Raw genomic sequence first — 24,234 nt, 5'->3', positions numbered from 1 at the left:
TGATGTCCGAAGGTTTGGAATTGGTCGCGCGCGGTGTCAGCGTCCAATTCGAAGGCCTGAAAGCGCTGTCCGACGTCACACTGGCCGTGCCGCGGGGACATATCGCCGGACTGATTGGCCCCAATGGAGCCGGCAAAACCACCCTTATCAATGTATTGACCGGTTTCCAGCCGGTCGGCGCGGGCACTGTGGAGCTGGAAGGCGAGCCACTCAACGGCATTGCAGCGCACATGCTGCGACGCAAAGGCGTGGCGCGGACCTTCCAGTCAGGCCGGCTTTTCCGCGATCTGCCTGTCATGGACAACCTGGAAGTGACCGGCGTCGGCCTCGGCCAAGGCCGTCCCGACGCGATCAGCGAGGCCGAGCGGGTGATGGCCTGGCTCGGCATTTCGCATCTCGCCAACAGCATTGCCGGCGCGCTGCCCTATACGGATGAGCGCCGCGTTGCCATCGGTCGCGCCATCATGGGCACGCCGCGATATCTGCTGCTCGACGAACCGGCGGCAGGCATGTCGGAGCATGAGAGCCACGAGCTCGCCGCCATCATCCGCAGGATCGCATCCGAGCTCAATGTCGGCGTGCTGCTGATCGAGCACAATATCGGCCTCGTGCTGGAGCTGTGCGAGCGCATCTTCGTGCTCGATTCCGGCGAGATCATCGAAGTCGGCCCGCCCGCCCAGATCCGCAACAGCGATGCCGTGCGGCATGCCTATATGGGCACGCAGCGCGACGAATTGATTCCACCGGTCGCAGCCGAAGCGGCCGTGGCGTCATGACCGCACTCGTCGTCGACGACATCACGGTCAGCTACGGGCGCCTCACGGCACTCCGCGGCGTGACATTGACGGTCGACGAAGGCGAAATCCTGTTCGTGACCGGCCCGAACGGCGCCGGCAAGTCGACGCTGCTCAACGCCATCGCAGGCGTCGTGCCGCCGGGCTCCGGCTCCATCATGATCGACGGCGCAAGGATCACGGGTGCCGCGCCCGAAGACATCGCGCGGCGCGGGTTTTCGCTGGTGCCGGAAGGACGCAATGTCTTCGGCGCGCTGACGATCGAGGAGAACCTGAAGGTCGGCACCGGCATGCGCGCCGATCGCAAGACAATCGCCGGCGACCTGGATCGGGTCTACCAGGAATTCCCGATGCTGGCCGAGCGCCGCCACAGCCCTGCGGGCATGCTCTCCGGCGGCCAGCAGCAGTGCTGGTCATTGGCCGCGCGCTGATGGCCGCGCCCCGCATCATGGCGATCGACGAGCCCTCGCTGGGCCTCGCGCCGAAGATCATCGACCAGGTCTACGAGATCCTGCTGCGGCTGCGGGCCCAGCGCAAGCTCACGCTGCTGATCGTCGAGCAGAGCTCGACGCGCGCCATGATGACGGGCGGGCGGATGGTCCTGATCCGCGGCGGGCGCATCGTGCTCGAGGGCCCCGCGGCCGACATGGTCAGGGATGATCGCCTGAAGCAGACCTATTTCGGCTTCGGAGATCACTGAGATGCGCGAGCTGCTCCAGATCATCTTCGATGCGCTGAGCCTCGGCAGCCTCTATGCGCTGGGCGCGCTCGGCATCGCCCTGATCTTCGGCGTCATGCGGCTCGTCAACTTCGCCCACGGCGATTTCATCGCCTTCTGCGTCTTCGCCATGCTGTGGCCGTCGATCGATGCGGCGGCGATCGTGTTTGCCGGCCAGCTGCCGTTCTATCTTTTGATTCCGCTGCTGCTGCTGATCGGCGCCGCGCTGTCGATCCTGTCGGAGGTCGTCGTCTTCCGCCGCTTCCGCAACGCCAACCCGGCGACAATGATGATCGCGTCCTTCGCGCTCGGCTTCGTCATCCGCCATCTCCTGCTGATGCTGTTTTCCAGCCGGCCGAAGTCGATCACGCTGTGGCCGAGCCTCGGCCTGCCGGTCGAAGTCTTCGGCGCGCACATCCCGATGCTTCAGGTGGTGACCATCATCATCACGCTGGCCGTGCTTGTGATCCTCGTCCTGTTCCTGAAGCGCACGCGCTACGGGCTCGAGATGCGCGCAGCGGCCGATAATTTCACCATGGCGCGCATGCTCGGGGTCCGCGCCAACGGCGTGATCCTGCTGGCCTTTGCCATCAGCGGCATGCTGGCGGCGGCGATCGGCCTGATCCTGGCGACCAATTCCGGCACCGCCGACATCGGCATGGGCGCCAACGTGATGCTGATCGCGTTCATCGCGACCGTGATCGGCGGCCTCGGCAGCATTCCCGGCGCCGTTGCCGCCGGCTTCCTGATCGGTGCCGCCAGCGTCGTGTTCCAGGCGACCTTGCCGCACGACGCCCGCGTGTTCCGGGACGCGTTCGTCTACGGCGCCGTCATCGTCGTCCTTCTGGTGCGGCCGCAGGGCCTGTTCGCACCGAAATCCGCCAAGCAGAGGGTCTGATCGATGTCGCAGCGGCCGTCCGTCATCCGGCAAACGATCATCACGCCGATCGTGCTGATCGTGGCGCTGCTCATCATGGCCGCCCTCTCCTATCAGTTCGGCAGCCGGGCCTTCAACCGCACCGTGGTCGAGATGTTCATCAACATCATGGTGGTGGTCGGCCTCTACGTCTTCGTCGGCAATTCGGGCCTGCTGTCGTTCGGCCATATCAGCTTCATGTGCCTCGGTGCCTACATGACCGCCTGGCTCACCATTCCGCCTGTCATGAAGTCGATCACGCTCAAGGGCCTGCCGGCGTGGCTGCTTCATGCGCAACTGCCGATGTGGGTGGCGACGCCGATTTCCGGCCTGTTTGCCGCATTGTTCGCGCTGATCGTCGGGCGCGTCATCATGCGCCTGTCGGGCATTGCCGCCTCGATTGCGACCTTCGGCCTGCTCGGCGTCATCAACAATGTCTATTCGAACTGGGATTCGGTGACGGGCGGACAAGGTTCGATCGTCGGCATTCCGCCCACCATGAATGTCTGGACCGCATGGATCGGCGGCGCCGTGGCCATCGCGATCGCCTATCTCTATTCGATCTCGCGCTCGGGGCTCGCGCTGCGCGCCACGCGCGACGAAGCGGTCGCCGCCAGCGCCTCGGGCATCGACATCGTCCGCGAGCGGTTGATCGCCTTCGTCGTCAGCGCCTTCATCATCGGGCTCGCCGGCGCGCTGTACGCGCATTTCCTGAGCATCGTCAATCCCGGCGCATTCTATCTGCGGACCACCTTCATCACGCTGTCGATGCTGGTGGTCGGCGGCATGTACAGCCTCAGCGGCGCGGTCTCGGGCGTGGTCGCGATATCGGTGCTGATCGAGCTGTTCCGTGATCTCGAAAAGGGCGTCAGCCTGGGCGGGCACACCGTCGGCCTGCCGAACGGCGTCCAGGAGATAGCGATCGGCATCATCACCATCGTGATCCTGATGTACCTGCCGACGGGATTGACCCGCAACCGGGAGTTCTCCTGGCGCCGATGGCCGTTGCAGCGGCGCCTGACCCGGCCGGTCCAGACCGCACTGAAGGAACTGCACTGACGCTCGTTTGTAAAATTGGAGGAGTGGCATATGCGCTTTACGACATTACTCGGCATTCTGGCCGGAGCATCCGCGCTCTGGTTCACGCCGGCCCAGGCGGCCGACGAGATCGTCGTTGGTTTTGCGACCGCGGCATCCGGATTCATGCAGGCCTACGACAAGCCGGCGCAGGACGCGGCGCTGATCCGGATCGATGAGATCAACAAGGCCGGCGGCCTGCTCGGCAAGAAAATCAAGCCGGTGTTTGCCGACACCAAGACCGATCAGGCCGAGGGCGCCAAAGCCGGTCTTGCGGTGCTCGACCAGGGCGCCGACCTCGTGATCGTCTCCTGCGACTACGATTATGGTGCGCCCGCGGCGCTGCAGGCACAGGCCGCCGGCAAGGTTTCCTTCTTCCTCTGCGCCGAATCGATCAAGGCCGGCATCCCCGGCGTCGGCCCGTTCTCGTTCTCGGCCTCGGTGCTGGCACCGGTGCAGGGCGCAACCATGTCGGAATGGGCGTACACCAAGAAGAACGCGCGCAGCTTCTATCGGCTGCTCGACAGCTGGACCGTCTACAACAAGGGCATTTGCGACGGCTTCGACTGGATGCTGCCGCGCCTGAAGGAGGCCAAGCTGGTCGGCAGCGACACCTTCAAGAACGACGATGCCTCGATCGCTTCGCAGATCACGCGGATCAAGAGCTTGCCGAAGGAACCTGACGCCATCATGCTCTGCACGATGATGCCGGGCGCCGTGTCCGCCATCAAGCAGATCCGCGCCGCCGGCATCAAGTCGATGATCCTCAACGGCTCGGGCGTCGACGGCAGCTACTGGTTGAACGCCGTTCCGGACCTGTCGAACTTCTATGTTCCCGTGCAAGGCTCGGTCTACGGCGACGATCCGAACCCGAAGGTCAACGAGTTCAACAAGAAGTACAAGGAAGTCACCGGCGGCGACCCGTCCAGCCAGTACGTCTATCCGGGCTACGTCCTGATCGATGTCTGGGCCAAGGCGGTCGAACGCGCCAAATCGACCGATGCGGCGCCCGTCGTCGCCGAGCTCGAGAAGATGAAGGACGAGTCCACGCTGTTCGGGCCGCGCACCTTCACCAAGGACATCCACCACCAGAACCAGGGCCGTTACCTGATCGTCGACACCGAGGCCGGCAAGCCGAAGGTGGTCGACCAGTGGACGATCTCGGAAAAGATCCCGCTCGATTATCTGGTGTCCAAGTAACCCGGCAACGCGCCGCCCCGGGTGCGTCAGACGCACCCCGGGGCGGCCGCGACGGTCGTATGCAAAGCCAGTTGGAAGGAAATCAGGAGATGGTCGTGATCAACTGCGACATGGGCGAGGCCTACGGCCTCTACAAGATGGGCGACGACAAGGCATTGATGCCCCATATCGACGTCGCCAACGTCGCCTGCGGCTTTCATGCCTCCGACTTCAACCACATGCGCAAGACCGTGCAGCTCGCCAAGCAATTCGGCGTCAAGGTCGGCGCGCATCCCTCGTTGCCGGATCTGCAGGGATTTGGCCGCCGGGAGATGAAGATCGGCCGCGAGGAGCTGACCAACTGCCTGCTCTACCAGATCGGCGCCCTCAAGGCGTTCCTGGATGCCGAAGGCATGGCGCTCAATCATATCAAGCCGCACGGCGCACTCTATGGCATGGCGTCGCGCAACGAGGACATCGCCGAAGCCGTGGCTGATGCCGCCGATGTCTACAAGGTGCCGCTGCTCGGCATGAAGGGAACGCTGCACCAGCAGGTCTACGAGCGCCGCGGCCACGCCTTCGTCGCCGAGTACTATGCCGACCTCGACTACAATGCCGACGGCAGCCTGATCATCACGCGCGAGCACGAGGCGAAGGATCCGGCCGACGCCGCCACCCGATGCGCGAGAGCCGTCAACGAGGGCAAGACGCGCACGGTGGCGGGAAACGACATCGTGGTCGGCGCCGATTCGATCTGCATTCACTCCGACACGCCGAACGCCGTCGCCATCGCGGAGGCCGTCCGCGAAGCGGTTCGTCCCTATCTCACCGCGCGCTGAGCCGTCGCGGCAAAAAACCAGCTACTTACGAGGAAACCATGGCAACGCAGCAGATCTTCTCGCCGCTCCCGGGCATCTTTTACCGCAAGCCCGCCCCCGACAAGCCGGTCTACAAGAACGACGGCGACGTCGTCGCGGAGAGCGACACGATCGGGCTCATCGAGGTGATGAAATCGTTCAATGAGGTGAAGGCCGGCGCCGCCGGCAAGATCGTTCGCTTCCTGGCCGAGAACGAGGATGCCGTGATGGCCGGCCAGCCGATCGCCGAAATCGACGTTTGAGCCTCCGACCAGCCATGGCGATCAAGAAGCTCCTCATAGCCAACCGTGGCGAGATCGCAGTGCGCGTCATCCGCGCAGCGCGCGATCTCGGCATTGCGACGGTCCAGGTCTACAGCAAGGCCGACAAGGATTCGCTCGCGGTCCGGCACGCCGACGAAGCGGTCGACATCGGTCCGCCGCAGGCGTCAAAATCCTATCTCAACCAGGCGGCCATCCTCGCTGCGGCGCAGAGCACCGGTGCCGACGCCATTCATCCCGGCTACGGCTTCCTGGCCGAGAATGCCGAGTTCGCGGCCGCGGTGGAAGCAGCCGGATTGATCTTCGTCGGCCCGACTGCGCAATCGATCCGGCTGATGGGCGATAAGGTCGCGGCGCGCGAGGCCGCCGCCTCGGCCGGTGTGCCGACCGTGCCCGGCAGCCAGGGGCGGCTGGAGTCGGCGGATGCGGCTTTCGCGCTGGTCGAGAAAACCGGTTTCCCGGTGATGATCAAGGCCGCTGCGGGCGGCGGCGGGCGCGGCATTCGCATCGCACGGTCCGCCGAGGAATTTCATCATCTGATGCCGCAGGCGCAGGCCGAGGCGCTCGCGGCCTTCGGCGACGGCGGGCTCTACGTCGAGAAGCTGATCGAAGGCGCGCGGCACATCGAGGTCCAGGTGCTCGGCGATGGACGCGACGTGATCCATTGCTTCGAGCGCGAATGCTCGTTGCAGCGGCGGCGCCAGAAGGTCTGGGAAGAAGCCCCCTCGCCCTCGCTCACCCAGGCCGTACGTGAAAAGCTCTGCACGTCGGCCGTGGCGCTGGCCAAGGCGGTCAACTACCGTGGCGCCGGGACGCTCGAATATCTCTACGACGACAGGACCGGCGAATTCTACTTCCTCGAGATGAACACCCGCATCCAGGTCGAGCATCCCGTCACCGAAATGGTCACCGGCATCGACCTCGTGCGCGAGATGATCCGGATCGCCGGCGGTGAGCCCTTGCGCATTCGCCAGAACGAAGTGCGGGTCAGCGGTCATTCGATCGAGGTCCGCATCAACGCCGAAGACCCCGCCAGGAACTTCCTGCCCAATCCGGGTACGGTGAGCGCGCTCAACGTACCCGGCGGCGACGGTGTGCGCTTCGACAGCATGCTCTATGCGGGCTACACCGTGCCTCCGTTCTACGACAGCCTGCTCGGCAAGCTGATCGTGCACGACAAGGATCGGCCGAGCGCGATCAGACGACTCGAGCGCGCGCTTGCCGAGCTCAGCGTCGAGGGCATTTCCACGACAAAGCCCCTGCATCAGGCGCTAGCGCGCGACGCCGACGTCAAGGCCGGGCGCTTCCATACGGCTTGGCTCGAACCGTGGCTGGAGTCCCATGCCGCCGGCCTTGCCACCGCTCAGCCGCCATCAGCCGTGAAGGTCGCGCCATGATGGCAAGAGAATCCGCCCCGTCAGCAACAGGAGGCCGCTAGTCATGCAAACTCGATTTTCCTTCGGCGGCGACGAGCACATTTTCGCCGAGGTCGGCGAAGCGATGTCGCTCGAGGCCTTTTTCAAGAGCCTCTTCATCACCAATGCGGTGCGCGACGCCAAGATCAAGGGCGTCACGGAGATCTGCCCGGCAAACGCGTCCTATCAGGTCAAGTTCGATCCGGATCAGATCAAGCCCGACGATCTGCTGGCCGAACTGAAGCGGCTGGATTCCGCATCCGAGAAATCGGAACCGGTGATCAAGACGCGGATCATCGAGATTCCCGTACTCTATAACGACCCCTGGACGCATGAGACGTTGATGCGCTTCCGCGAGCGTCACCAGGACCCGAACGGGACCGACCTCGAATACGCCGCGCGTATCAACGGCCTCGATAGCGTCGATGCCTTCATCAAGGCGCATTCCAGCGCGCCCTGGTTCGTCTCGATGGTCGGCTTCGTCGCCGGACTGCCCTTCCTCTACCAGATGGTCGAGCGCAAGCGACAGCTTCAGGCCCCGAAATATCTGCGCCCGCGCACCGACACACCGAAGCTCACTGTGGGACATGGCGGCTGCTTCAGCTGCATCTACTCGGTACGCGGCGCCGGCGGCTATCAGATGTTCGGCATCACGCCGATGCCGATCTATGATCCGAACCAGAACATCAGCTATTTGCGCGACTTCATGTGCCTGTTCAAACCAGGCGACATCGTGAAGTGGAAGCCGATCGACCGGGCGGCCTACGACGCAGCGGTCGCCGACGTCGACGCCGGCCGTTTTGCGCCAGTGATCCGCGACGTCTCGTTCTCGCTGACCGAGTTCAACCGCGACGTTGATGCCTACAACGCCAAGCTCGATGGAGTTCTCCATGGCCGTTAGGGTTTTGAAGCCGGGTCTTGCGACCACCGTCCAGGATCTCGGACGTCCGGGCTATTATCACATCGGCATCCCGCTCTCCGGCGCCATGGACCGTCATGCGCTGGTCGCGGCCAATTTGCTGGTCGGCAACGAGGCAGGCGCTGCCGTGCTCGAAGCCGTGTTCATGGGACCCGAGCTCGAATTCACCGAGGGCGCAACCGTCGCGGTCACCGGCGCGGAGCTGCCGCCGAAACTCGACGGCGAGCCGCGCGAAACCTGGACCAGCTTCAGGGTGAAGCGCGGCCAGATCCTCTCCTTCGACTTCCTCAAGCAGGGTGCGCGCGGCTACATCGCGGTCGCCGGCGGCATCGACGTGCCCGTCGTCCTCGGCTCGCGCTCGACCTACGCGCTCGGCGCGCTCGGCGGCTTCAAGGGCCGCAAGCTCGAGGCCGGCGACGAGCTGCCAATCGGCAGTGCTGCCGCGACGGGCAAGGATGGACGCACCGTTGCCAGGGATTTGCGCGGGCAGCCGGCAGGAATGCCGACGGAACTGCGCGCCATGCCCGGTCTCTACTGGCACCGCATCACCGAGGCGGCCGGCAACGGCTTCTTCTCCGACACCTGGAAGGTGGCGCCGGAAGCCGACCGGATCGGCTACCGCTTCAAGGGCGGCAAGCCGCTCGAATTCGTTCCGCGCGAACCGCCGTTCGGCGCCGGCTCCGACCCGTCCAACATCACCGATGCCTGCTATCCCTACGGCTCGATCCAGGTTCCCGGCGGCACCGAACCGATCGTGCTGCATCGTGACGCAGTCTCCGGCGGCGGCTACTTCATGGTCGGGACCGTCATCGCCGCGGATATGGACCTGATCGGCCAGCTGCAGCCCAACACGCCGGTGAAGTTCGTCAAGGTCGACATGAACCAGGCGCTTGCGGCCCGCAAGAGCCGGTCGGAATTGCTGGGCAAGCTGCACAACGCGCTGGCGTAGCCGCCGACAGCCGCTGCCCCTATCCGCCAAAGACCGCGGCCACCGATCGGGGTGGCCGCGCGTATTCCAGGCTTCAGGCCGTCGGTTGCGGCCTCTCGCGCCTGATATTGACGTCACCGCGAGCTCTGCACCTGTCGGCACGAGAGTTGCAGCGAATGCAGCCGGGCTGAGAAACACCGCTCATGAGTTAGGCAACATCGGAACAACCGCGATGTCCGTTTCTCTGAAACAGATCCGCTACTTCGTCGCCGCCGCCGAAACCGGGCGCATCAGCCAGGCGGCCATCGACCTCAACGTCTCGCAATCAGCGGTCACCGCGGCCATTCAACAGCTCGAAGCGACCGTCTGCGCCCGCCTCCTGGAGCGCGCGCCGAACGGCGTGACCGTCACCATGGAGGGCAGCCGCTTCCTGTCCCAGGGCCGTCAGATCCTCGCCGCCGTCGCCGAAGCGGTGCGGAACACGCAGATATCAGCGGGACCGCTGTTCGGGACGGTCCGCATCGGCGTCACCTACACCGTGTCGGGCTATTTCCTGCCGCGCCACCAGAAGCGCTTCCAGGCAAGCTTTCCCGGCATCACGATCGAGCTGTTCGAGGCGCCGCGTGACGTGCTCGAACGCGCGCTCGTCGACGGCGCGCTCGATCTCGCGGTGATGCTGGTTTCGAACCTGCGCGACAACGCTAAGCTCACCAGCGAGACGCTGCTGCGATCGCCGCGCCGCCTTTGGCTTGCGCCCGAGCATCCGCTGACTCGCGCCGAGCGGGTCCATCTCGCTGAGATCGCCACCTATCCTTACGTCATGCTCACCGTCGACGAGGCCAAGCACACCTCGATGCGCTACTGGAGCAACGCTTCGCTCGAACCGAACACGATCTTCCGCACCTCCTCGGTCGAAGCCGTGCGCTCCATGGTCGCGGGCGGCATGGGGATCGCCATTCTCTCCGACCTGATCTACCGGCCCTGGTCGCTGGAGGGACAGCGGATCGAGACCCGGGTCATCGAGGACGAGGTGCCGAGCATGGATATCGGTCTAGCCTGGCGGCGCGACACCAGGCCGTCGGAAGCCGCGATGGCGTTCCGCGATTTCATGCGCTTTGCGGTTGCGGGCGTGGGGCCGGCCCGGCCTCCTCTCAGCATGGATCACCGGCACCCGGCCGAGGAGGCGATCGAAATCTAGAATATCCGTTTCCGTTTTATTCGACTTGACGCCGTCCGGCAGTCCTCGCCAAACTTTGGCCGGGGACACGACGACCGGAGGCACAGCCGGCGGCGGGGAGTGAGACATGCAAGTCACCTACACGACCAACGACATCCCGTTGCAGACCCGCCGCCAGTACTGGCAGGAGGTCGTCTCGAAGACCTATTACTCGCTCGACCTGCGCTTCCCGAGCACGCGCGACTTCAATGCGCGCCTCGGCGCCTGGTCGATGGGTCCCCTCTCGGTCTCGCGAAACATCGCCAACGGCCTGCTGTACAAGCGCCATGAGCGGCACCTCCTGAACGAGCGCGAGGAATCCTTCCTGATCACGGTGCCCGAACTTGCCGAAATCCGTTTCGAGCAGGACGGTAAGGTCGTGCATTGCCGGCCGGGCGCGTTCCTGATCGAGCGCAGCCACCTCCCCTACGAGTTCAGCCATCGGGAACCGACGGCGCTGTGGTGTTTGAAGATCCCGAGCGCGGTGCTGCGCGCCCGCATCAACCGCCCCGAACGTCTCGCCACATTGCAATTCGACGCCAGCCGCAGCGTCGGCGCGCTGTTCGTCGACACGCTGCGCCTCTCCGGTGAGCGGATCGAGGAAATGGACGAGACGGCGCGCGCGATGATGGGCAAGCACCTCATCGAGCTGCTTGCGATGGCCATCGAATCCGACGACCGCGTGCTGACCGGCCACTCGTCCTCGGTGCGCAATGGCCATCTGCTGCGTTGCGAGCAGTTCATCCGTGCCCGCCTCGACGACATGCGGCTCACGCCGCAGATGGTCGCCGACGGCTGCGGCATTTCGCTGCGCTATCTGCACCAGATCTTCGAGGGCGAGGGTCTGACCGTCTGCGCCTACATTCGCAACCAGCGGCTATCGATGTGCGACGCCCTGCTGCGCGACGCGAGCTGCCGCAAGAGCATCTCCGAAATCGCCTACCAATGGGGCTTTGCCGACCAGGCGCAATTCAGCCGCAACTATCGCGGCCGGTTCGGCTGCACCCCGAGCGAGGCGCGCGCCACCTCTCGCGGCGGCAACGCCTGAACACGGCTTCGGTACTGCACCCATCTGACCGTTTAGCTGACCGCTTCCTGGGCAACCCGCCGCCGGTCCGGGCATGCATGGCCCGTCATGCGGTTCGCTCTCTCGCACAAGTCTTCCTGCGCTCAGCGTCAAGAACCGGGGCCGCCGCTCTGCCTAAGATCGGCGAAACGCTTGTTCGAAAGGAAGACGCATGGTGCACGACCTTCGTGTGGCTGTCGACGTCGGGGGCACGTTCACCGACATCTGCATTATGGACGAGACGACCGGCCTCATCCGCATCGAGAAGACCTCCTCCACGCGCGATCCGATCGAAGGCATCATGGGCGGCGTGTCCAAGGCCGGAATCGATCTCTCCAGGGTGGCGCTGTTCTCGCACGGCACGACAGTTGCCACCAACGCCCTGATCACGCGCCGCCTGCCCCGCACCGCCGTGGTCACGACCAAGGGGTTCCGCGACGTCATCGAGATCAGGCGCGCCAACAAGGAAGACCTCTGGGACACTTACAAGGACGTTGTCCCGCCCTACGTGCCGCGGCGCGATCGCCTGACCGTGCCCGAGCGCGTCGATGCCGGCGGCAAGGTGATCGAACCGCTCGACGTCGAAGCCGCGCACGACGTCGCCCGCATCCTCAAGCGTCGCGGCGTCGCCGCGGTCGCGGTCTGCTTCATGAACGCCTATCTCAACGGTGCCAATGAGCGCATGATGCGCGACATCCTGCTGGCGGAGATGCCCGACATTCCGGTGTCGATCTCCTCGCAGGTGCTTCCCGAGATCTTCGAGCACGAGCGGTTCTCGACCACGGTTGCCAACGCCGTCGTGAGCCCGGTGGTCGTCAACTATACGAGCCGGCTCGGCGAACGCCTGGCGCACGAGGGCTACACCCGCGATCTTCTGCTGCTGCACACCGGCGGCGGGGTGATGACGCCGGCAAGTGTCAAGGACTTCGCGGCGCGCCTCGCCGGCTCCGGCATCGCCGCCGGCGCCATCGCCAGCCGCTATATCGCCGGCCTTTGCGGCTTTCCCAATTCGATCGGCCTCGACATGGGCGGCACGTCCACCGACGTGTCGCTTGCCTATGAGGGCCGCTCGCGCGTCACCAAGGACTGGCACATCGAATTCGGCTATCCGATCCGCTTCGCTTCGATCGAGGTGCTCACCATCGGCGCCGGCGGCGGCTCGCTGGCCTGGACCGATCCGGCCGGCTCCCTGCGCAACGGCCCGCAATCGGCCGGGGCCTATCCGGGACCGGCCTGCTACGGCAACGGCAACACCCAGCCGACCAACACCGACGCCAACGTGACGCTGGGTCGGCTCGGCACCGACCTCGCCGGCGGCAAGGTGAAGCTCGACCCCGAACTCGCGCGGAAAGCCGTCGAGAGCGGCGTCGCCAAGCCGTTCGGCCTCGGCCTGCACGAGGCCGCAGACGCGATCGTCAAGGTCGCCAATGCCAACATGTCGGATGCGGTGCGGCTGATCTCGATCAGTCGCGGCTACGACCCGCGCGACTTTGCGCTGGTGGCGTTCGGCGGCGCCGGCGCCCTGCATGGCGTCGACGTCGCGCGCGAGTTGTCGATTCCCGTCGTGATCGTGCCGCCCAATCCCGGCGTGACCTCCGCGCTCGGATGCCTGCTCGTCGACATGCAGCACGATTTCTCGCAGAGCTGCATGGTCGACGCGGCCGATGCAGACGCCAGCGAGATCGAGGCGCAGTTCGCCGAGCTTGAGAAGGCCGCGCTCGCGCGGCTGACCCATGAGGGCGTCACGCAGAAGGATATCGTGCTGCAGCGGTCGATCGACATGATGTACCGCGGCCAGTGGCGTTCGCTCGCAGTGAACGCGCCGCAGCCGATCGGCGCGATCGCCGACCTGGTGCAAAGCTTCCACGCCGAGCACCAGCGCGAATACAATTTTCGCCGCGACAGCGCGCCGGTCAGCTTCTTCCGCCTCAATCTGAAGGCGGTCGGAGTGGTTCCCAAGGCCGAATTTGCCGTTCACAAGCCGACCGGCGCTAGCCCCGAGCCGGTTGGCCGCCGCAGGGTCTGGTTCGAGGGCAGCGGGCTCGATACGCCCGTCTATCAGCGCGACGACCTGCCCTGCGGCTTCTCCTTTCAAGGCCCCGCGATCATCGAGCAGCTCGATGCGACGACCGTGGTGCCGCCCGGCGCCGCCGCCGAGGTCGACAAATATCTCAACATCATCATCCGCGTGAAGGAGTGAACCATGGCCGGAGCTCTCCCGCTCGACCCCGTAACCTTCGAGGTTCTGAAGAACTCCTTCATCACCAGCGTCGACCAGATGGGCGAGCAGGTGCTGCGGACCTGCTACTCCTTCGTCATCTACAACCGCGACTTCTCGAGCGCGCTGCACGACGCCAACGGCGAATGCGCGGCGCAAGGCAACCAGGATATCGCCGTCCACGTCGGCACGCTGCATTTCACCTGCAAGGACGTGATGCGCCATTTCGAAGGCGACATGCATGAGGGCGACGTCTTCGCGATCAACGACCCCTATGCCGGCGGCACGCATTTTTCCGACGTGCGGCTGATCCGTCCGATCTTCGCCGACGGCAAGATCATCGCCTTCAGCCAGTCCAACGGGCACTGGTCGGACGTCGGCGGCAGCGTGCCGGGGTCGTTCGACGTCGCCGCCCGCGAGATGTTCCGCGAGGGCCTGCGCATCACGCCGGTCCGCCTATTCGACAAGAACGGCTTGCGCAAGGACGTCGCGCATCTGATCGCCTCCAACACGCGCGACCCGGCCTCGATCATCGGCGATATCCAGGCACAGGCCGAAGCAACCGCGGTCTGCGAACGCGAGATCCTGCGTCTGGTCGGCAAGTACGGCCGCGAGACCGTCGAGACCGGGCTGGCCGCCGTGCAGGATTATGTCGAGCGCTCGGCACGCCAGCGCATCGCAGCGCTGCCCGACGGCGAATGGGAAACGGTCGACTACATCGACCGCGATCCGGCTGGCGGCGAAGGCATGATCCCGATCCGCATCAAGATGACGATCAAGGGCGACCGTGCGATCTACGATTTCACCGGCAGCCATCCGACCATCGGCTCGATCTACAACTCGGCGTTCGGCGCGACCTTTTCCGCTGTCGCCGCCGGCATGAAGACCTTCTTCCCCGATCTGCCGCTCAATTCCGGCTTCTACCGCTGCTTCGACATCATCGCCCCCGAAGGTTCGATCGTCGATGCCAAATGGCCGATCGCGGTCACCGGCTTCCTGATGCCGTTCGAGAAGATCATGAACTCGATCTACGAAATGTGGTCGAAGCTGATGCCGGAGCGCGCGCTCGCCTGCGCCTTCAATCTCGAATACCTGCTCACCGGCGGTCTCGACGCCCGCAGCGCCGACAAGCCGATCTTCATGTTCTACGACTGGCTGCCCGGCGGCTGGGGCGGACGCAACGGCAAGGACGGCAGCAATGTCACGACCGCCTGCTTCGGCACCGGCCTGATGTCGCAGCCGGTCGAAGGCCAGGAGCGCGCCAACCCGATCCTGACCACCGAATGCGAGATCCTCAAGGACTCGCCCGGCCCCGGCAAATGGCGCGGCGGCGCCGGCGTGGTGAAGACGTCGCGGATGTTGCAGGCCGAGAAGACCGTGATCTCCTATATCTGCGACCGCGAGCGCGCCATCGTGTGGGGCATCGAGGGTGGTCTGCCGTCGATGCCGCACGGACTGACCTTGAAGCGCGCCGGCAGCGCGGCCGAGGAGCGATTGGGCTCGATCTTCTCGGACGTGCCGATCGGCGAAGGCGACGTCTTTTCGCGTCCGACCGCCGGCGGCGGCGGGTTCGGCGATCCGCTGGAGCGCGATCCGAACCTCGTGATCGAGGACATCAAGGACGACTATGTCTCGGTCGATCGTGCCGCCAAGGATTATGGCGTCGTGGTGCACACCATCGACGCCGAGCTCTGCAACTACGAAATCGACAAGGTCGCGACCGCGGCGCTCCGCGCCAAGATCCGCTCCGAGCGCGTCGCCAATGCCCGTCTCGATCCGGAGAAGGTGGCACAGCGCTACCGGAACGGAGAGATCAACGCGTTCGATGTGATCCGCAGCCACGCGGTGATCCTCGACTGGGGCACCGGTGCGCTGCTTCCCGAATCCACCCGCCAGTTCCGCGAAGCGTTCGAGCGGCGCTCGGTCGCGATGTGGAAAGCGGGCTGATTGTCACCGGCAGCCGCGCCGCTGGCAGACGGCGCAGTCCATGCACCAAAGAGGATTCGAGCCGTCGCCTCCCCCGCATCGCCTGCACTTTCATTCAAACCATGAGGATAGCGCTATGACGATCACGACGTGCCTTTCTTCCAACCGACTGTGGCCGATCCGCTCCGTGCTCGGCATCGCCGCGGCCCTCGCTCTTGCCAGCGCCGCCACGCCGGCGGCGGCCGGGACCGAGACACCGTGGTTTCCAATGAAGGTCTACGACGCGTCATCCTACACGCCGAAGCCGGCGGACTACACGCCGCTGGCGAAGGCCGAGAAGCCCTACAGGCTGTGCGTGCTGTTTCCGCACATGAAGGACAGTTTCTGGGTCGCCGTCGCGTACGGCATCGTGAAACAGGCCGAGGCGATGAACGTCAACATGAACCTCTACGAGGCCGGCGGTTACGAAAATCTGCCCAAGCAGCTTTCGCAATTCGATGACTGCATGGCGAGCGGACCGGACGCGATCATCGTCGGCGCGATCTCCGGCGCGGGGCTCAGCAAGAAGTTCGAGGAGGCCAAGGCCAAGGGCGTGCCGGTGGTCGGCGTCACCAATCCGCTGCCGCCGAACGCACTGCCCGCAGCCAACTATGTCGATTTCGTCGCCATGGGCGAGGTCACCGGCGACGGCCTGCTGGCGCAGACCAAGCCCGGCGACAAGCTCAACATCGTGACGTTCCCCGGTCCGGCCGGCTCGGGCTGGGCGGAATCGTTCAATGAAGGGTTCAAGAAGGCCATCGCCAAGAACTCGAACGCGAAGATTCTGGCCGAGAAGTTCGGCGACTCCGGCGTTGCTGTGCAACTCCAGTTGATCCAGGACGCATTGCAGGCTTATCCCAGCATGAACGTGATCTGGGGCACCGCCCCCACCGCCGAAGCTGCCATCGGCGCCGTCGCGGAGGCCGGCCGAAGCGACCTGAAGATCGTGTCGTCCTACGAAAACCAGGCCATGCTCGACGCGCTAAACCGCGGCGATATCCTCGCCTTCGCAACCCAATATCCCGTCGGCGAAGGCGCGATCGCGATCGACCAGGCGGTGCGTCTGATCGAGAAGAAGCCGGTTATGAGCCTGGTGCAGCCGGTGGCCACGGTGATCGACAAGACCTCCGCACCGAAATTGCAGATGGATCTCGTGCTGGCGCCCGCAAGCTGGACGCCGGTCTATTCGGTCAAGGCCAAGTAAGCATGGCCGAGTAAGCCGACCCGAACGGTCGAGGCGGGAGCATGCTCCCGCCTGCTTGCTCACGGCTCACGGAGAAGCGGATGAACGTCGAGATCGACCCGAGGCCGGCCCAGCCCTTGCTTCAGTTGCGGGGGATATCGAAGCGATTCACCGGCGTCCGTGCACTCGACCGCGTCGACCTCGATGTGCGTGCCGGCGAACTTCACGTCCTGTTCGGCGAGAACGGCGCCGGCAAGTCGACCCTGATCAACGTCGTATCCGGTACGTTTCCACCCGACGAAGGCACGTTCCAGTTCGGCGGCGAGGAGATCCAACATCTGACGCCGCAGCGGGCGCGCGAGATCGGCATCAGTCCGGTGTTCCAGGAGTTCTCGCTGATCCCGAGCCTCACAGTGGGAGAGAACCTGTTCCTTGGCCGCGAAGTCACCCGCGGCGGCGTATTGCGCGCACGCGAGATGCGCAAGCGGGCCAGGGCGTTGATCGACGAGCTCGGCTTCGACCTCGATCCCGCGCAACGGATCGACGATCTGTCCCGCGCGCATCAGCAGATGGCCGAGATCGCCAAAGCACTTCTCGGCCGCGTCCGTCTTCTGATCCTCGACGAGCCAACCGCGTCGTTGACCGAACGCGAGACCGGGCGGCTGTTCGAGCTGATCGCACGCCTGAAGAGCCAGGATGTCGGACTGATCTACGTCTCGCACCGCATGCGCGAAATCCGCGCCCTTGCCGACCGTGTGACAGTGCTGCGCGACGGCCGCCACATCCGGACCCTCGATGCCGCGAACTCGACGGACGGCGAGCTCGTGGAACTGATGACCGGCCGCACGATCGACCTGCTGTTTCCCGTCATCGCCCATCAGCCGGACAAGGTGATGGTCGACGTCGAGAACCTGACGCTCGCCGACGGCAGCGTCCGTGAGGTCAATTTCCATGCCCGGGCCGGCGAGATCACCGGCATCGCGGGCCTCGTCGGCTGCGGCAAGTCGGAGCTGATCCGTGCAATCTACGGCATCGAGCGCGCGTCAGCGGGCGCGATCCGGATCGACGGCGCGCCTTACGAATTTCCAACCCCAAGACAAAGCCTCAAGCGCGGCGTCGCTTACTTCCCCGCCAACCGGATCGCCGAAGGGCTCGCGCTGTCCCGTCCGATCCGCGAGAACGCGTCGATCACCGGGCTCGCCCTGCCCGCGTTCGCCCGCTTCGGCGTCTTACGGCAGGCCGCCGAACGCGTGACGATCGCGGGCATCATGGAGCAGCTGCAGCTGAGGCCGCCGAACATCGAGCGGAGCGCCGGCGCCCTGTCGGGCGGCAACCGTCAGAAGGTGATGCTGGGACGCGCGCTGACGCGCGAGCTGACCGTGTTCCTGTTCGACGAGCCGAGCGTCGGCATCGACGTCGGCGCCAAGCTCGAGGTCTACGAGTTCATGAAGCGCCTCGTTGAGGCCGGCGCCGCCGTGATCGTGGTGTCGTCCGAGTTGCCCGAGGTGCTGGCGCTGTCGAACCGGCTCTACGTCATGCATCAGGGCCGCATTGCCGCCGAGCTGACAGGCACCGCGAAGACCGAGCAGAATGTGCTTTCGAGCTTCTTCCGTGATCATCTCGCCGCGGAGGTCGCATGAACACAGCCCTGGTCGCCGCAGCGCCACGGGGCTCGATCAGCCTCCGGTCGATCGCAGGCCGAATCGGGTTGCTGCCGGCCCTGCTTGTGGTGCTCGTGGCCGGCATGTCGGCGGTCGATGCGCAGTTCTACGGCATCATCAACGTCCTCAACATCCTGCGTAACGCCTCGCTGCTGGCGATCGTCGCCTGCGGCCAGGCGCTGGTCATCATCGCAGGCGGCTTCGATCTTTCGGTTGGCGCAGTGGTCGCCCTGGCGAGCGTCGCCACGGCCAAGACCATGGCGGCCACCGCGGCTGCATTTCCCGGCTCCAACATCCTGATCATCGCAAGCGGGGTCGCGGCCGGGCTCGGTTGCGGCGTCGCGGTCGGGCTTGTCAACGGCTTCTGCGTGGCAAAGCTCAAGGTCTCCGGCTTCGTGGTGACCCTGGGCACGATGTCCGCGACCGCCGGTGTCGGCCTCATGATCACCAACGGCATTCCCGTTTACGGCATGCCCGAAATATTCGTGAAAGGCTTCGGACGCGCCCAGGCATTCGGTCTGCCGACCGCCGCCCACGTCGCGCTGATCGTGATCCTGGTGATGGTGTTTGCACAGCGGCGCACGCTGTTCGGCCGCTACGTTTACGCGATCGGCGGCAATGTCGACGCCGCCGTGGTGTCGGGCGTGACGATCCAGCGCCATATCGTTGGCACCTACGTGGTCTCGAGCGTCCTTGCGGCATTGACCGGCATTCTGCTGACGGCACAGGTCGGCTCCGGCCAGGCAAGCTTTGGCGGCGACCGGATGATGCTGCAGTCGATCGCCGCCGCCGTGATCGGCGGCGTCAGCTTGCGCGGTGGCGTCGGGCGCATCGAGATTGTCGCCATCAGCGCACTGTTCCTCACCATCCTTGGCAACGCACTCAACCTCCTGCACGTCGACTCGCGGCTCCAGCCGGTCTTCCTCGGCGTCATCATGGTCGCAGCCGTGGCGCTCGACGAACTCAGCCGACGGAGCAAGCCGCGTGTCTGATCTCGAATTGACCGTTGCCGCCAAGGACACCGACCGCCCGAAGCTGACGCTGGGCCGCCGGCTCTGGAGCGCGGTGCTGCCGGTCGCATTGGCAGTGCTGTTGCTCGGCTTCACCGCGGTCGACCGCGGGGTGCTGTCGCCGGCCAATCTGCTCAACATCGCACAGCAGACCAGCTATCTGGCGCTGTTTGCGATGGCGCAGACCGTGGTCATCCTGACGCGCGGCTTCGACCTTGCACTTGGCCCGACGGTGTCGATGGTCAGCGTTGGCAGCGCGCTCGCGATGGCCGGCGCCACGGCGTCTGGTCACGGCGCGGGCGCCGTGCTGCTCGCCGGGCTCGGCGCCGGCTTCGCCCTCGGCATCGCGTGCGGTCTCTTCAACGGCGGGGTCGTCGCACTGCTCGGGGTCAATCCCTTCGTCGCGACCCTCGGCAGCTACAATATCGCGATCGGGATTGCGACCACCCTTTCGGCCGGACGGCCGGTACAGGGCGTGCCGGCACCGTTCTCGCAGATATTCTACAGCGGCAGCATCCTCGGCGTGCCGGCGGCAATTGTGATCACCCTCGCGGTCGGCATCGCGCTTCATTTGCTGTTGGCGCGCACCGTGTTCGGCCGGTCGCTCTATCTGATCGGCACCAACCCGCGTGCCGCGGCGGTCGCCGGCCTGCCGGTCAAGCGCATCCTGGTCGCGACCTATGTGCTGTGCTCGGGGCTTGCCGCGCTCGGCGCGATCATGATGACGGCGCGGACCGGATCGGGTGAACCGAACCTTGGCGGCGCGCTGTCGCTGCAGGCGATTGCCGGCGCCGTGGTCGGCGGAACGAGCCTGGCAGGCGGCCGCGGCGGCGTCGGCACCGCCGTGCTCGGCGCCCTGTTCATCACCATTCTCTCCAACGGCATGAACCTCACCCGGATCGACGGATACGTCCAGATGGTCGTGCTCGGTGCGATCGTCATCATCGGCGTGCTGCTCGATCGCCTGCGGCAGGAGCGGCGCCAATGATATCAGGCTCTCCCATCCAGAACATCCCGGTCTCGGCGCGCGATGCGCCGGCATCGATCTATGTCGCGCCTTCGCTCGCCGCCGCACTCGATGCACTGAACGAATACGGTCCGGCGGGCGCTCCCTTGGCCGGCGGCACGTGGATCATGAGATCGCCGATCCGGCACGAACCGCTCAGGAGCCACTATGTGGCCATCGGAAGGATCGCCGAGCTGACCGCGGTCCGGATCGGCAGCGATGCCATCGAGATCGGCGCGGCGGTCACGCACGCGGCGCTTGCGGCAGCTTTGGCCGGCCTTCCGGAATTTGCCGGCCTCGCAGCCGCCGCCGGAGGCTCCGCCAACTCCGCGATCCGCGCGATGGCGACGATCGGCGGCAATCTCGCGGCGTCGGAATTCGCCGCGGCGGATTGCGTGCCGGCGCTGCTCTGTCTCGATGCCGATGTCGAGATCTCGGGCCGCGACGGTCGCGACCGCATCGGCCTCGCGGATTTCCTCGCGGTCCGATCAGCGCTCGCACCCGGCCGCCTGGTGACACGGATCATCGTGCCTCGGGCGGAGCGCAAGACGGCCCATGCCCGCCTGCCACTGCGCCGATCGGGCGATTATCCGGTCGCCATCGTCAGCCTATCGCTCAGCGTCGATGCGGCGAACCGCGTCCAGGCGGCACGGATTGCGGTCGGGTCGGTCGAACCGAGCGCGCGGCGATGGCCACGGCTTGAAGCGGCGCTTCTCGGACGTCCGCTCGACGCCGCAGCGGCGGCACGAACCGCGGCCGAACTGACCGACGAGTTCGTCGGCCGCGACAGCGTCGATGCGCCGGGCTGGTATCGTGTCAGCGTGCTACCCGGCCTCGTCCGCCGCGCCGCGATCGCTGCACTTGGTTCATGAACGCGCGGAGATGACATGGGATTCAGCCTGACCGTCAACGGCGATCGCCTCTCCTCCGCGGCCGATCCTGCCACCCCGCTGGTCGATATCTTGCGCGAAGAGATGCATCTGACCGGCGCGAAACCTGTCTGTCGCGAGGGCTTTTGCGGCGCCTGCATGGTGCTGGTCGACGGCGAGCCTACGCCGTCGTGCCTGCTGCCCGCTGCGCTGGCCGATGGCCGCGAGATTCACACCGTCGAAGGCCTTGCACCTCTGGGAATGCTGAACCGCATCCAGGCCGCGCTCGAGGCCAGCGATGCCGTCCAGTGCGGCATGTGTTTTCCCGGCATGGTGGTGAGCCTGACGCATCTCCTGACGACCCGGCCGGATGCCACCCGTGACGACATCCGGGCGGCGCTGACCGGAAATATCTGCCGCTGCACGGGCTATGAACGCATCGTCGAGGCGACACTGCTCGCCTTGGCCACGGCATGATCGGGAGGCGCAAGGATGTCAGACGTTTCCGCAACGATGGATTTGCACCGGCGTGACGCTGCCGACAAGCTGCGTGGCCGCACCCGCTACACTATCGACCGGTATCTGCCGGGCATGCTGCATGCCGCGGTGCTGCGCGCCGGCGTGCCGGCGGGGCGGATCGTTCGTCTCGATACGTCCAGAGCCGCCCGCATGCCGGGCGTGCGATCGTGACGGCGGCCGATGCGCCCGGCATGATCGGGATCGGCATCGCCGATCACCCGCTCTTCGCCCGCGACGTCATCCGCTACGACGGCGAGCCGATCGCCGCGGTCGCAGCCGCCACATTGGCGCAGGCGCAGGCCGCACTCGCGGCGATCGACGTGGAGATCGAGCCGTTCCCCGCAGTCTTGACCATGGCGGATGCGCTGGCATCGGATGCACCGCTGGTTCATCCGGACTGGCGCAGCTATGAGGTCTTGCTCGAAGGCAGCGCGCGCGGCGGCAACGTCGCCTGGGAGGCCACCGTCGTTCGCGGCGACGTCGATGCCGCCTTTGCCCGGCCCGACGTCGAGATCGTCGAAAGCTGCTTTCGCGTCGGCCGGCAGAACCACGTGGCCTTCGAGCCGCGCGCGGTCGTCGCGAGCTACGAGGATGGGCGCTTCCACATCGAGACGTCAACGCAGGTTCCCTGGAGCGTCCGCAATGCGACCGCGCGCCTGCTCGGCGTGCCGGCGTCGCAGGTCCGCGTCACGGTGCCGCCGGTCGGCGGCGGCTTCGGTCTGAAGTTCGATCTGGCCGTTGAGCCCTTCGCCGCCCTGCTGGCCCGCGCCAGCGGCCGGCCGGTGCGCCTCGTCAATTCACGCGAGGAGGAGATGCTGACCTGCCTGTTCCGCGAGAACGCCGATATCCGCATCCGCTCGGCGGTGACGCGCGAGGGAGATATCGTGGGGCGCGAGGCGGTCGTCCTGATGGACTGCGGCGCCTATGGCGGCGAACAGATCTTCCTGACCACCATGACCGCACACACGCTCGGCGGAAACTACCGGCTCGGAAGCGTGCGCATGGTCTCGCGCGCGGTCTATACCAACACGGCGCCGAACGGCGCGTTCCGCTGCTGCAACGGGGTCTACAACACCTTTGCGCTCGAGCGCCACACCGACGAGATCGCGGCGACGATCGGAATGGATCCGCTTGCCTTCCGCCGCCGCAATGTGCTCGGCGACAAGGATCTCGGCGCCACCGGCCAGGTCTTCGAAGGCAGTGTGCTCGGCCCGATGCTCGAGCGGATGGATACGCTGCGCGATGCGACGGCGCCGCCGCCGGCGCGCACCGACGGCCGGCTCTATGGACGCGCGACCACCGTCGGCACCTGGTTCGTCTTCGTCGGCCCATCGGCCGCGACGGTGAACATGAACGCCGACGGCACGGCGACGCTGGTCACGTCGGGTGTGGAGATTGGATCCGGCTCGATGATGCAGAGCCTGCCGCAGATCGTCGCCAGCACGCTCGGCATTGCACCCGAGCATGTGATCGTCCGCGCGGCCGATACCGATGCGGCCGGTTATGATGTCGGCGTCGGCGGCGGCCGCACCACCGTTTCGCTCGGCGCGGCCAGCCTGTCGGCAGCGCAGGAGGTGCGCACGAAACTCTTAAAGGTCGCCTCCGAGATGATCGAGGCCGCGCCCGATGATCTCGTGATGCACGACGGACGGATCGAAATTGCCGGCGCGCCGGGCTCCGGCCGTACGGTCGCGGAGGTCGCGACCCGTGCCCAGGCACTGGCTGGCCCGGTGTCCGGCACCGGCGCGTTCACGGGCGCCGGCGTACCGGCGATGCCGGGCTGCGTGGCCGGACATTTCATCGACGCGATCGACATTCCCGTCTTCGCCGTCCACGACTGCGAGGTCGCCGTCGATCCGGAAACCGGACATGTCGAGGTGCTCAGGTATCGCGTGGTGCAGGACGTCGGCCGCGCGCTGAACCCGCGCGCCATCCATGGCCAGATCCAGGGCGGTGTCGTGCAGGGGCTGGGTTATGCGTTGCACGAGGAAGTCACGATCGGCAGCAACGGTCGCGTCTGCCAGAGCGGTTTCGAGACCTATCGCGTGCCGCTGGCGCTCGATGTCGTGCCGGTGGAGATCAGTCTTTACGAGGGTGCGCCGTCGATCGGACCGCTCGGGACCAAGGGTGCCGGCGAGGTGCCCATCCTGAATGTCGGAGCGGCCGTCGCATGCGCAGTTGCAAACGCCACAGGCAAGCGCGTCCAGGCACTTCCCTTGACCCCGCCACGCGTGCTCGAACTCCTGCTCGATCGCAAGCAGGATCTGACCCTTCACCACATTGCCGATGCGTGGGCCGACAATCTGATACGTTCGCATCAGACAGCTGCCAATACGTAGCAACAAGCTGGCGGCAGACCATTCCCGCAATAGCACGGGAGCACAGCTTCACCGCGCCCTTCAGGCTCGCCGCGCCTCCGTTCAACTCGTCAACGCGG

General features: G+C 65.8%; 23 protein-coding genes. All 23 read left to right on the top strand.

The genetic code is table 11. From position 1 onward, the window contains the following. The first annotated feature begins 2 nt into the window (after positions 1-2). The 23 genes from HU230_RS01305 (at position 3) to HU230_RS01195 (ending at position 24,136) form a co-directional block, all read left to right on the top strand. Positions 3-776, top strand: a complete 774-nt coding sequence (locus tag HU230_RS01305; protein ID WP_176533313.1) for an ABC transporter ATP-binding protein — start codon at positions 3-5, stop codon at positions 774-776. Beyond that, positions 773-1,225 carry an ABC transporter ATP-binding protein gene (locus HU230_RS01300; RefSeq protein WP_224942855.1) on the top strand — a complete coding sequence of 151 codons (453 nt, stop codon included), beginning with the start codon at positions 773-775 and terminating at the stop codon, positions 1,223-1,225. The genes HU230_RS01305 and HU230_RS01300 overlap by 4 nt, the downstream gene beginning before the upstream one ends. Beyond that, the gene (locus HU230_RS01295; protein ID WP_234633848.1) at positions 1,225-1,494 is read left to right on the top strand and encodes an ATP-binding cassette domain-containing protein; all 270 of its coding nucleotides are present in this window, start codon (positions 1,225-1,227) and stop codon (positions 1,492-1,494) included. The genes HU230_RS01300 and HU230_RS01295 overlap by 1 nt, the downstream gene beginning before the upstream one ends. A gap of 1 nt (position 1,495) precedes the next feature. Continuing rightward, positions 1,496-2,410, top strand: coding sequence for a branched-chain amino acid ABC transporter permease (locus HU230_RS01290; RefSeq protein ID WP_176533314.1), 915 nt, complete (start codon positions 1,496-1,498; stop codon positions 2,408-2,410). 3 nt (positions 2,411-2,413) lie between these two features. After that, positions 2,414-3,487, top strand: coding sequence for a branched-chain amino acid ABC transporter permease (locus HU230_RS01285; protein WP_176533315.1), 1,074 nt, complete (start codon positions 2,414-2,416; stop codon positions 3,485-3,487). Positions 3,488-3,517: 30 nt separating this feature from the next. After that, positions 3,518-4,705 (top strand): ABC transporter substrate-binding protein, encoded by a 1,188-nt coding sequence (locus HU230_RS01280; RefSeq protein ID WP_176533316.1) that lies wholly within the window; start codon positions 3,518-3,520, stop codon positions 4,703-4,705. Positions 4,706-4,794: 89 nt separating this feature from the next. After that, positions 4,795-5,523 carry a LamB/YcsF family protein gene (locus HU230_RS01275; RefSeq protein ID WP_092124377.1) on the top strand — a complete coding sequence of 243 codons (729 nt, stop codon included), beginning with the start codon at positions 4,795-4,797 and terminating at the stop codon, positions 5,521-5,523. Between the two features lie 38 nt (positions 5,524-5,561). After that, positions 5,562-5,804, top strand: a complete 243-nt coding sequence (locus HU230_RS01270) for an acetyl-CoA carboxylase (protein ID WP_021082329.1) — start codon at positions 5,562-5,564, stop codon at positions 5,802-5,804. Between the two features lie 14 nt (positions 5,805-5,818). Continuing rightward, positions 5,819-7,219 (top strand): acetyl-CoA carboxylase biotin carboxylase subunit, encoded by a 1,401-nt coding sequence (locus tag HU230_RS01265; protein ID WP_176533317.1) that lies wholly within the window; start codon positions 5,819-5,821, stop codon positions 7,217-7,219. A 43-nt stretch (positions 7,220-7,262) separates the two neighbouring features. Continuing rightward, positions 7,263-8,138, top strand: a complete 876-nt coding sequence (locus HU230_RS01260) for a 5-oxoprolinase subunit B family protein (RefSeq protein WP_092124374.1) — start codon at positions 7,263-7,265, stop codon at positions 8,136-8,138. After that, positions 8,128-9,105 carry a 5-oxoprolinase subunit C family protein gene (locus HU230_RS01255; protein ID WP_176533318.1) on the top strand — a complete coding sequence of 326 codons (978 nt, stop codon included), beginning with the start codon at positions 8,128-8,130 and terminating at the stop codon, positions 9,103-9,105. The genes HU230_RS01260 and HU230_RS01255 overlap by 11 nt, the downstream gene beginning before the upstream one ends. A gap of 211 nt (positions 9,106-9,316) precedes the next feature. Beyond that, entirely contained in the window at positions 9,317-10,282 is a 966-nt protein-coding gene (locus HU230_RS01250; protein ID WP_176533319.1) for a LysR family transcriptional regulator, read from the top strand. 106 nt (positions 10,283-10,388) lie between these two features. Next, entirely contained in the window at positions 10,389-11,348 is a 960-nt protein-coding gene (locus tag HU230_RS01245; protein ID WP_176533320.1) for an AraC-like ligand-binding domain-containing protein, read from the top strand. Between the two features lie 193 nt (positions 11,349-11,541). Continuing rightward, on the top strand, positions 11,542-13,566 hold the full coding sequence (locus HU230_RS01240; RefSeq protein ID WP_176533321.1) for a hydantoinase/oxoprolinase family protein: 2,025 nt from the start codon (positions 11,542-11,544) through the stop codon (positions 13,564-13,566). Between the two features lie 3 nt (positions 13,567-13,569). Next, a complete protein-coding gene (locus HU230_RS01235; RefSeq protein WP_176533322.1) occupies positions 13,570-15,531 on the top strand; it encodes a hydantoinase B/oxoprolinase family protein in 1,962 nt (653 codons plus the stop codon). A gap of 115 nt (positions 15,532-15,646) precedes the next feature. Further along, positions 15,647-16,753 (top strand): TMAO reductase system periplasmic protein TorT, encoded by a 1,107-nt coding sequence (gene torT / locus HU230_RS01230; RefSeq protein WP_176533323.1) that lies wholly within the window; start codon positions 15,647-15,649, stop codon positions 16,751-16,753. Between the two features lie 80 nt (positions 16,754-16,833). Further along, positions 16,834-18,372, top strand: coding sequence for a sugar ABC transporter ATP-binding protein (locus HU230_RS01225; protein WP_176533324.1), 1,539 nt, complete (start codon positions 16,834-16,836; stop codon positions 18,370-18,372). Beyond that, on the top strand, positions 18,369-19,385 hold the full coding sequence (locus HU230_RS01220) for an ABC transporter permease (protein WP_176533325.1): 1,017 nt from the start codon (positions 18,369-18,371) through the stop codon (positions 19,383-19,385). The genes HU230_RS01225 and HU230_RS01220 overlap by 4 nt, the downstream gene beginning before the upstream one ends. Beyond that, complete coding sequence (locus HU230_RS01215) at positions 19,378-20,391, top strand: ABC transporter permease (protein WP_176533326.1); 1,014 nt, start codon at positions 19,378-19,380, stop codon at positions 20,389-20,391. Before HU230_RS01220 ends, HU230_RS01215 begins: the two co-directional genes overlap by 8 nt. Then, positions 20,388-21,281 carry an FAD binding domain-containing protein gene (locus HU230_RS01210; protein WP_176533327.1) on the top strand — a complete coding sequence of 298 codons (894 nt, stop codon included), beginning with the start codon at positions 20,388-20,390 and terminating at the stop codon, positions 21,279-21,281. Before HU230_RS01215 ends, HU230_RS01210 begins: the two co-directional genes overlap by 4 nt. A gap of 15 nt (positions 21,282-21,296) precedes the next feature. Beyond that, positions 21,297-21,755, top strand: a complete 459-nt coding sequence (locus tag HU230_RS01205; protein ID WP_176533328.1) for a (2Fe-2S)-binding protein — start codon at positions 21,297-21,299, stop codon at positions 21,753-21,755. A 15-nt stretch (positions 21,756-21,770) separates the two neighbouring features. Beyond that, positions 21,771-21,968 carry a hypothetical protein gene (locus HU230_RS01200; RefSeq protein ID WP_224942847.1) on the top strand — a complete coding sequence of 66 codons (198 nt, stop codon included), beginning with the start codon at positions 21,771-21,773 and terminating at the stop codon, positions 21,966-21,968. Next, the gene (locus HU230_RS01195; RefSeq protein WP_224942845.1) at positions 21,965-24,136 is read left to right on the top strand and encodes a xanthine dehydrogenase family protein molybdopterin-binding subunit; all 2,172 of its coding nucleotides are present in this window, start codon (positions 21,965-21,967) and stop codon (positions 24,134-24,136) included. The genes HU230_RS01200 and HU230_RS01195 overlap by 4 nt, the downstream gene beginning before the upstream one ends. Positions 24,137-24,234 lie beyond the last annotated feature (98 nt).

The sequence above is a fragment of the Bradyrhizobium quebecense genome, from assembly GCF_013373795.3.
Taxonomy (GTDB): Bacteria; Pseudomonadota; Alphaproteobacteria; order Rhizobiales; family Xanthobacteraceae; genus Bradyrhizobium; species Bradyrhizobium quebecense.
The sequence above is the reverse complement of the archived record's forward strand: the minus strand, read 5'-3'. Positions and strand labels throughout refer to the sequence as shown.

What these genes read in the sequence shown, in the direction of transcription:
- HU230_RS01275 (WP_092124377.1), top strand. Translation starts at nt 4,795, where the DNA reads ATGGTCGTGATCAACTGCGACATGGGCGAGGCCTACGGCCTCTACAAG.
- HU230_RS01225 (WP_176533324.1), top strand. Translation starts at nt 16,834, where the DNA reads ATGAACGTCGAGATCGACCCGAGGCCGGCCCAGCCCTTGCTTCAGTTG.
- HU230_RS01210 (WP_176533327.1), top strand. Translation starts at nt 20,388, where the DNA reads ATGATATCAGGCTCTCCCATCCAGAACATCCCGGTCTCGGCGCGCGAT.
- torT (WP_176533323.1), top strand. Translation starts at nt 15,647, where the DNA reads ATGACGATCACGACGTGCCTTTCTTCCAACCGACTGTGGCCGATCCGC.
- HU230_RS01305 (WP_176533313.1), top strand. Translation starts at nt 3, where the DNA reads ATGTCCGAAGGTTTGGAATTGGTCGCGCGCGGTGTCAGCGTCCAATTC.
- HU230_RS01250 (WP_176533319.1), top strand. Translation starts at nt 9,317, where the DNA reads ATGTCCGTTTCTCTGAAACAGATCCGCTACTTCGTCGCCGCCGCCGAA.
- HU230_RS01290 (WP_176533314.1), top strand. Translation starts at nt 1,496, where the DNA reads ATGCGCGAGCTGCTCCAGATCATCTTCGATGCGCTGAGCCTCGGCAGC.
- HU230_RS01270 (WP_021082329.1), top strand. Translation starts at nt 5,562, where the DNA reads ATGGCAACGCAGCAGATCTTCTCGCCGCTCCCGGGCATCTTTTACCGC.
- HU230_RS01260 (WP_092124374.1), top strand. Translation starts at nt 7,263, where the DNA reads ATGCAAACTCGATTTTCCTTCGGCGGCGACGAGCACATTTTCGCCGAG.
- HU230_RS01280 (WP_176533316.1), top strand. Translation starts at nt 3,518, where the DNA reads ATGCGCTTTACGACATTACTCGGCATTCTGGCCGGAGCATCCGCGCTC.
- HU230_RS01200 (WP_224942847.1), top strand. Translation starts at nt 21,771, where the DNA reads ATGTCAGACGTTTCCGCAACGATGGATTTGCACCGGCGTGACGCTGCC.
- HU230_RS01295 (WP_234633848.1), top strand. Translation starts at nt 1,225, where the DNA reads ATGGCCGCGCCCCGCATCATGGCGATCGACGAGCCCTCGCTGGGCCTC.
- HU230_RS01300 (WP_224942855.1), top strand. Translation starts at nt 773, where the DNA reads ATGACCGCACTCGTCGTCGACGACATCACGGTCAGCTACGGGCGCCTC.
- HU230_RS01265 (WP_176533317.1), top strand. Translation starts at nt 5,819, where the DNA reads ATGGCGATCAAGAAGCTCCTCATAGCCAACCGTGGCGAGATCGCAGTG.
- HU230_RS01220 (WP_176533325.1), top strand. Translation starts at nt 18,369, where the DNA reads ATGAACACAGCCCTGGTCGCCGCAGCGCCACGGGGCTCGATCAGCCTC.
- HU230_RS01285 (WP_176533315.1), top strand. Translation starts at nt 2,414, where the DNA reads ATGTCGCAGCGGCCGTCCGTCATCCGGCAAACGATCATCACGCCGATC.
- HU230_RS01205 (WP_176533328.1), top strand. Translation starts at nt 21,297, where the DNA reads ATGGGATTCAGCCTGACCGTCAACGGCGATCGCCTCTCCTCCGCGGCC.
- HU230_RS01235 (WP_176533322.1), top strand. Translation starts at nt 13,570, where the DNA reads ATGGCCGGAGCTCTCCCGCTCGACCCCGTAACCTTCGAGGTTCTGAAG.
- HU230_RS01245 (WP_176533320.1), top strand. Translation starts at nt 10,389, where the DNA reads ATGCAAGTCACCTACACGACCAACGACATCCCGTTGCAGACCCGCCGC.
- HU230_RS01255 (WP_176533318.1), top strand. Translation starts at nt 8,128, where the DNA reads ATGGCCGTTAGGGTTTTGAAGCCGGGTCTTGCGACCACCGTCCAGGAT.